This is a genomic window from Candidatus Chloroploca asiatica (genome assembly GCF_002532075.1).
Classification (GTDB): Bacteria; Chloroflexota; Chloroflexia; order Chloroflexales; family Chloroflexaceae; genus Chloroploca; species Chloroploca asiatica.
The window spans coordinates 23,638-30,696 of the sequence record NZ_LYXE01000156.1; the positions used below are offsets into that span (position 1 = coordinate 23,638).

The window sequence follows — 7,059 nt, forward strand, 5'->3', positions numbered from 1 at the left end:
AGCTTTCGGTCGGCCAGCATGATGGTTGATCGCACGAGGGAATGACGAGGAGCACGCCGCGATGACGCACGACGAACTGATCGCGTTGGCCAACGAGCTACGCGCCCTCCGCGAGCGGTGGGGCGCGGCGGCGGCGCACGCTGCGTTGGCGACGAACACCACGCTGACAGCGGAGCAACGCACCTTCGTCGAAGCCGAGGTGTTCGGTGAAGCGACGCCAGCGGGCGGTGGTGATACGATCACCGCAGGCAATGTCACCCAGAGCACGGCTGCTATCGGCCAAGGGGCCACGGCGACGACACATGGCTCGCTCACGGTCAACGGTACGGTCTACGGCCCGACCGTGGGCCTGAACCTGGGCACGATCATCTACGGGCGTGATCCGCGTGATGACGAGCGACGACGGCTGATCTGGTATCTTGATGCGTTGGCGAATGATCTACGCGCCCTGCCGCTGCGGGGCCTGGATACGCAATTGGCCGGGGCGCAGGGCCTGGATCTGGCGCGGGTCTATGTGCTGCTGGCGACGACGACGCTCCTGCCGCTGGCGACCGGCTCGCGGGAAACCGTGCGCCGCTACTTTGCTGATGACGCGTTGACGAAGCCGGCGGAAGCGTATGATCCGGAGCGCGTGTTGCCGGTCGAGGCCGTTTTGCACAGCATTGCGCTCGATGCGGAACGCGACAGTCCCGGTCTCATCCTGCATCGGGCGCAGGCGGCGACGGAGGCGCTGTATGCCCATCCGCAGCTAGTCTTGCTCGGCGATCCGGGCAGCGGCAAGAGTACCTTCGTGCGGCATCTGGCCTGGGCGCTGGCGCGGCGTGCGTTAGATCAGGCTGGGCCAGAAACAGCTTTACGCGGGTGGACGAAGGCCCCGCCGGTGCTGCCGCTGCTGCTGCCGCTACGTCGGTTGGCCGGAGCGCTGGCGAACGAGGTGGCGGAGGCGCAGACCGTGGTGACGCTGCTGCGTGCGACGCTTGCCGGGTACGGGGTCGCCCAACCCGAGGATCTGCTGACCGATGCGCTGGTGCGGGGCGCGGCGATCCTCCTGCTTGATGGTCTGGATGAAGTGGTGCTCGAACGAACGGCCGAGGCCGCAGATCGGGACACGACGCTGCAGGCAGTGCAGGCGTTTGCGGAGCGCTATCCGCAGGTGCGCATCGTGGTCACGTGTCGCACGCGGGCCTTTACCCCTGCGTTGAAGGCGCGGCTTGGCTGGCCGATCAAAACCCTGGCCCCGTTGACGTTGGGCCAGGTACGGGCGTTTGTTCCGGCCTGGTATGGCGAACTGGTCGCCCATGGGCATCTGGCACCGGCCCAGGCGGACGGCTTGAGTGCGGATCTGATTGCGACGATTGCCGAAAGTCCACGCCTGCGGGCGATGGCGGCCTCGCCGTTGCTCGTGACGTTGATGGCCTTGCTGCTCTTTCGGCGGGGAACGCTGCCCCGTGACCGCCCGACGCTCTATGAGCAGATTCTGGAATTGTTGCTCGGCGAGTGGGACAAAGTGCGTGAGGGGCAGAATCTAGCCGATGCGTTGGGCCGCCCGGACTGGACAACCGCCCGCTTGCGCCCGTTGCTCGACCGGCTCTCGTACGACGCGCACGCGGCGGGGTCGTCGGAGGATGGGCGCGGGCGCTTGGGCAAGAGCCAGGTACGTGATGCCTTGATCGAGTTCTTTGAAGCGGCAAAACTCCCGGAACCCTGGGGAGCCGCCGGGCGTTGTCTCGATTACATCGAACACCGGAGCGGCCTTTTGACCCCGGACGGGACAACGAGCTATGTCTTTGCGCACCTGACCTTGCAGGAACACTGTGCCGGGCGGCACATGCTGCTCAGTCGTGATCCGGTGGCGCAGGTGCTTGCGCGGCGCGATGATGATCGTTGGCGCGAGCCGCTCTTCCTGGGGGTGGGGGTGGTGCAGGCGACGAACCCGTTTCTCGTCGAGAAGGTGCTGCGGGTGTTGGTTGACCGCCGCGAGCAGGGCAAGGCGAAACCCCTTGCTCGCTGGTACCGGGATCTGATCCTGGCGGCGGAGTTGGGGGTTGATCGCGACTGGACGTATCTGGCTGAGCAGCAGGTGGATGTCGCTGGCTTGCAGGCTGATCTGCGTGACGGCTTCGTGACGCTGCTGGCCGACTGCGACCAACCCCTGCCGGTGGCTGAACGGGTGCGGGCAGGGTTCTTGCTGGGCGATCTGGGCGATCCGCGCGTCCCGGTGACACTAGCGGCATGGCAAGCGGAACTGGCCCAGCGCAGCACCACCTTTGGACAGCCAGCGGGGTACTGGTGCTACGTGCCAGCGGGAAGCTATCAGATTGGCGGGTGGAAGAAGGGGCAAGCTATCGCCACGCTGTCCTTGACCGCCTTTTGGATCGCCCGCGCTCCGATCACCGTGGCCCAGTACGCCTTGTTTGTCGCTGAAGGCTATGGTGACGATGCGCAATGCTGGTGGACGCCGGAGGGTTGGCAGTGGAAGCAGGCACACAAGCGCCAACAGCCTGATGTATGGGATGATGCTCGGTTCAACGGGGCCAATCAGCCGGTGAGCGGGGTGACCTGGTATGAAGCCACGGCCTTCTGTGCATGGCTCACGGAACGCTTGGCTGAGGTGCTGCCGGCAGGCTGGACGCTGCGCCTGCCGACCGAGGCCGAATGGGAAGTCGCGACGGCGTATGACGCGCAGGGCCAGCGCCATCCGTATCCGTGGGGTGAAGCAGCACCAACGCCCGATCTGGCGATCTATGATGCGAGTGGGCTGGATCGCTCCGCCCCCGTGGGGTGTTGTCCCGCAGGGGCGGCGGCATGCGGGGCATTGGACCTGGTGGGCAATGTGTGGGAGTGGGCCAGCAGCAGGTTCAACGCGTATCCAAGTGAGGCCGCCCAGGAGGTGAAAGACTTTATACGTGATAACCTCAATGTGTCGTGGCGAGGCGGGTCATGGTATGATAGTAGCTTATCTGTTCGTTTCGGGGCGCGGTCCATGCTCCCTCCCCGCGGCTGGAGTGACGTCCAGAGTATTCGAGTGGTGCTGTCACCCCCTCGTTCGCACGGATGTCGTGAATGCTGAAGCCTGAAGCCTGCGCTGCGGCGCAGCGATCATGCGGTGCAGCGAGGCATGGCGTCGGCGCTACGGGGCAAGCGTGGAGGGTGCAACACGTCGGTTGGGCAGGGCCGTTGCGGGCCGCTGTGACGAGCGTGAGGCGATGATGGGGGAGCAAGACAAGCTCTTTCCTGGGGTGGGCAGGGGCGGTTGACATGAAAGGAATGACCGATGCTTGATCCGGTGAGCTTGGGCGTGGTGATCACGGGTCTGGTTGGGGCGTACAAGGCGTATGCCGATTATCGTGCGGTGGTGGAGAAGGCGAGGCTTGCGCAGCACGAGCCTCCGGCGAAGACGGAGGCGGTGATCCAGGGCGAACAGGTGGCCCAGGTAATCACGGCAGAGGTGGCGACGCACGGCGCGACGAAAGAGCAACAGACCCTGCAGTTGTTTGAGGGTGATCCCGCGACCTTTGAAGGAGCGTTGCAAACCGTGCTGGCGCAACTCGCCGCCCGTTCGGAGCCGTTCGCGGCACGGTTGCAGCACCTGGCGGACGAGGTGAAGCTCGATCCCCCTGCTGCGGGGATGCATGGCGAAGTCAACGTCACGGATCATGCCACGGTTCACGGCCCGGTGGTTGGGGTCAGTACGGGTGACATCACATGGACGGGGCAAGGAAACGCCGATGATCCACACGCTGGGAAGAAAGCGTGACGCACGGGCGCGACGCTCCGGAACGCTTCAGCGGTGGGGGAGCGGCCAAGCCTGGGCGCGAGAGCGTCCTGCCCTCGCGCCCAGGCGCATCCTGAACACGAGCGATGCGCCCTCCCGTCGTACCGGTGATGAACATAGTGGCAAGGATGGACGATGATGTTGCCATGGTGGACAGGCTTGAGCATCAGGCCATTATCCCTATCGCTGCGACCACTCCGCGTTGCGCGAGGGAACAAGCAGCGCCGCTCACCGCATCGTGTGGACAGATGCCCCCCTGGTGCCATCGGCTGGGATCCTACGCCTTAGTGTGTTGTTGGTGATGAAGCTCTGCCTGCGCAGGTGCGCCTGGCTAGCCCCCGTGAGGCTCGATGAACGACGCTGAATTGACCGCCTTGATCGCCCGTCTCCGCGCCTTGCGGGACGAGTTCGACGACACCATCGCCCGCGCTGCGCTGGCGCAGAAAAGCGATGCGCTCACCTCGGAACAAGCGGCCTTCGTTGCGGCGCAGGTCTTTGGCGCAGCCGCACCACCAGCGCCGCCCGCTGGCGGCGGCGATACGCTCACCGCAGGCAATCTCACCCAGAGCACGGCTGCTATCGGCCAAGGGGCCACGGCCACGACCGAGGGCCAGGCGACGGTGAGCGGCGGGCAGGTTCATGGCCCAGTCGTAGGGCTCAACCTGGGCACGATCATCTACCAACGCGCCCCCAGCGAGGACGAGCGGCGGCGGTTGGTCTGGTATCTCGATGCGCTGGCGAATGATCTGCGCACCCTGCCGCTGCGGGGCCTGGATACGCCGTTGGCCGGGGCGCAGGGCCTTGATCTGGCCCGGGTCTATGTGCTGCTCGCGACGACGACGCTCCTGCCGCTGGCGACCGGCTCGCGGGAAGCGTTGCGGCCCTATTTTGCCGATAACACATTGACCCAGCCTGCCAAAGCGTACGATCCGGAGCGCGTCTTGCCGGTCGAGGCGGTGCTGGCGACGAGGGTAGACGAGGCTGACGGCAGTGCCCGTGGGCGTGGCCGCAAGGATGAGGTCGCACCGCTGACGCTGCTGCGGGCGCAGGCGGCGACGGAAGCCCTGGCTGACCATCCACAGATGGTCGTGCTGGGCGATCCGGGCAGCGGCAAGAGTACCTTCGTGCGGCATCTGGCCTGGGCGCTGGCGCGGCGCGGGTTGGATCAGGCTCACCCGGCGACAGCCTTGCCAGGGTGGGACGCGGCCCCACCGCTGCTGCCAGTGCTGCTGCCGCTGCGTCGGCTGGCCGGAGCGCTGGCGAACGCGGTGGCGGACGCGCAGACCGTGGTGACGGTGCTGCGTGGCACCCTTGCCGGGTACGGGGTGGCGCAGCCTGAGGATCTGCTGACGGATGCGCTGGTGCGCGGGGCAGTCATCCTCCTGCTCGATGGGTTGGATGAAGTGCTGCTGGAACAAACGGCCACAGCCGCAGATCGGGCGATGACGTTGCAGGCGGTGCAGGCCTTCGCGACCCGCTATCCGCAGGTACGCCTGGTGGTAACCTGTCGCACGCGGGCGTTCACGGACGACATGCAGGCGTTGCTCGGTTGGCCGGTGACGACGCTGGCCCCGTTGACGCTGGGCCAAGTACGGGCGTTTGTCCCGGCCTGGTATGGGGAGTTGGTGGCGCACGGGCATCTGGCGCAGGCGCAGGCAGTGGGCTTGAGCGACGATCTGATCGCGACGATTGCGGCAAGTCCCCGCCTGCGAACAATGGCGGCCTCACCCTTGCTCGTGACCTTGATGGCCTTGTTGCTGTTTCGACGCGGTACGTTGCCACGAGATCGCCCGACGCTCTACGAGCAGATCCTGGAATTGCTGCTGGGCGAGTGGGACAAAGTGCGTGAGGGGCAGAACCTGGCCGATGCGCTGGGGCGGCCCGATTGGACAACGGCTCGCTTGCGCCCGCTGCTCGACCGGCTCTCGTATGACGCGCACGCGGCGGGGTCGTCGGAGGATGGGCGCGGGCGGTTGGGCAAAGGTCAGATTCGCGATGCCTTGATCGAGTTTTTTGAGGCGGCCAAGCTCCCCGAACCCTGGGGGGCCGCCGGGCGCTGTCTCGATTATATCGAACACCGGAGCGGGCTCGTGACCCCGGACGGGCCAACGAGCTATGTCTTTGCGCACCTGACTTTGCAGGAACACTGTGCCGGGCGGCATATGCTGCTCAGTCGTGATCCGGTCGCGCAGGTGCTTGCGCGGCGCGATGATGACCGCTGGCGCGAACCACTCTTCCTGGGGGTGGGGGTCGTGCAGGCGACGAACCCGTTCCTGGTCGAGAAGGTGCTGCGGGTACTAATTGACCGCCGCGAGCAGGGGGCGGCGAAGCCCGTGGCGCGGTGGTACCGGGATCTGATCCTGGCGGCGGAGTTGGGGGTTGATCGCGACTGGACGTATCTGGCTGAGCAACAGGTGGATGTCGCTGGCTTGCAGGCTGATCTGCGTGACGGCTTCGTGACGCTGCTGGCCGACTGCGACCAACCCCTGCCGGTGGCCGAGCGGGTGCGGGCGGGGTTGCTGCTGGGTGCCTTGGGTGATCCGCGCTTCCCTGTGACGGTCGAGGCCTGGCAAGTTGAGCTGGCCCAGCGCAGCACGGCCTTTGGGCAGCCACAGGGGTACTGGTGTGCCGTACCAGCGGGAAGCTATCAGATCGGTGGGTGGGACAAGGGTGAACCTGCCGCCACGCTACCCCTCCCCGCGTTCTGGATCGCCCGCGCTCCGATCACGGTGGCCCAGTACGCCCTGTTTGTCGCTGAGGGCTACGGTGAGGCGGCGGAACGCTGGTGGACGCCCAAGGGCTGGCGGTGGAAGCAGGCACGCAAGCGCACCGAGCCAGATGAGTGGGATAATGCTCGTTTCAATGGGCTCAATCAGCCGGTGATCGGGGTGACCTGGTACGAGGCGACTGCCTTCTGTGCCTGGCTGAGCGAACGCCTGGCTGACGTGCTGCCGGCAGGCTATGGATTACGCCTGCCGACTGAGGCGGAATGGGAAGTTGCCGCAGCCTATGATGCGCAGAGCCAGCGGCGTCCGTATCCGTGGGGTGGAGTGAAACCAACGCCCGATCTGGCGATCTATAATGCGATCAAGCTGGATCGCCCCGCCCCGGTGGGCTGTTGTCCGGCAGGGGCGGCGGCATGCGGAGCCATGGACATGGTGGGCAATGTGTGGGAGTGGGCTAGCAGCAGCTACGAGGGCTACCCAGCTTTCACGTATAGAGTTTTTGCTACGCCGCTTTCTGATGCGGTGCAGCAGCGGCAGGCGTGTCGTGTGAGGTGTCAA

The 7,059-nt window shown here is 65.9% G+C and carries 3 protein-coding genes; all 3 read left to right on the plus strand.

Features of this window, described 5'->3' with window-relative positions; genetic code table 11:
• Window positions 1-61: 61 nt before the first annotated feature.
• Complete coding sequence (locus tag A9Q02_RS18665) at window positions 62-3,070, plus strand: NACHT domain-containing protein (RefSeq protein WP_097654590.1); 3,009 nt, start codon at window positions 62-64, stop codon at window positions 3,068-3,070.
• A 204-nt stretch (window positions 3,071-3,274) separates the two neighbouring features.
• Window positions 3,275-3,757, plus strand: a complete 483-nt coding sequence (locus A9Q02_RS18670; RefSeq protein WP_097654591.1) for a hypothetical protein — start codon at window positions 3,275-3,277, stop codon at window positions 3,755-3,757.
• 368 nt (window positions 3,758-4,125) lie between these two features.
• Window positions 4,126-7,059, plus strand: a 2,934-nt coding sequence (locus A9Q02_RS18675) for an NACHT domain-containing protein (RefSeq protein WP_097654592.1), incomplete at its 3' end; no start/stop codon positions are given.

Excerpts from the sequence above, each read along its gene's own strand:
- A9Q02_RS18665 (WP_097654590.1), top strand. The coding sequence starts at position 62 with ATGACGCACGACGAACTGATCGCGTTGGCCAACGAGCTACGCGCCCTC.
- A9Q02_RS18670 (WP_097654591.1), top strand. The coding sequence starts at position 3,275 with ATGCTTGATCCGGTGAGCTTGGGCGTGGTGATCACGGGTCTGGTTGGG.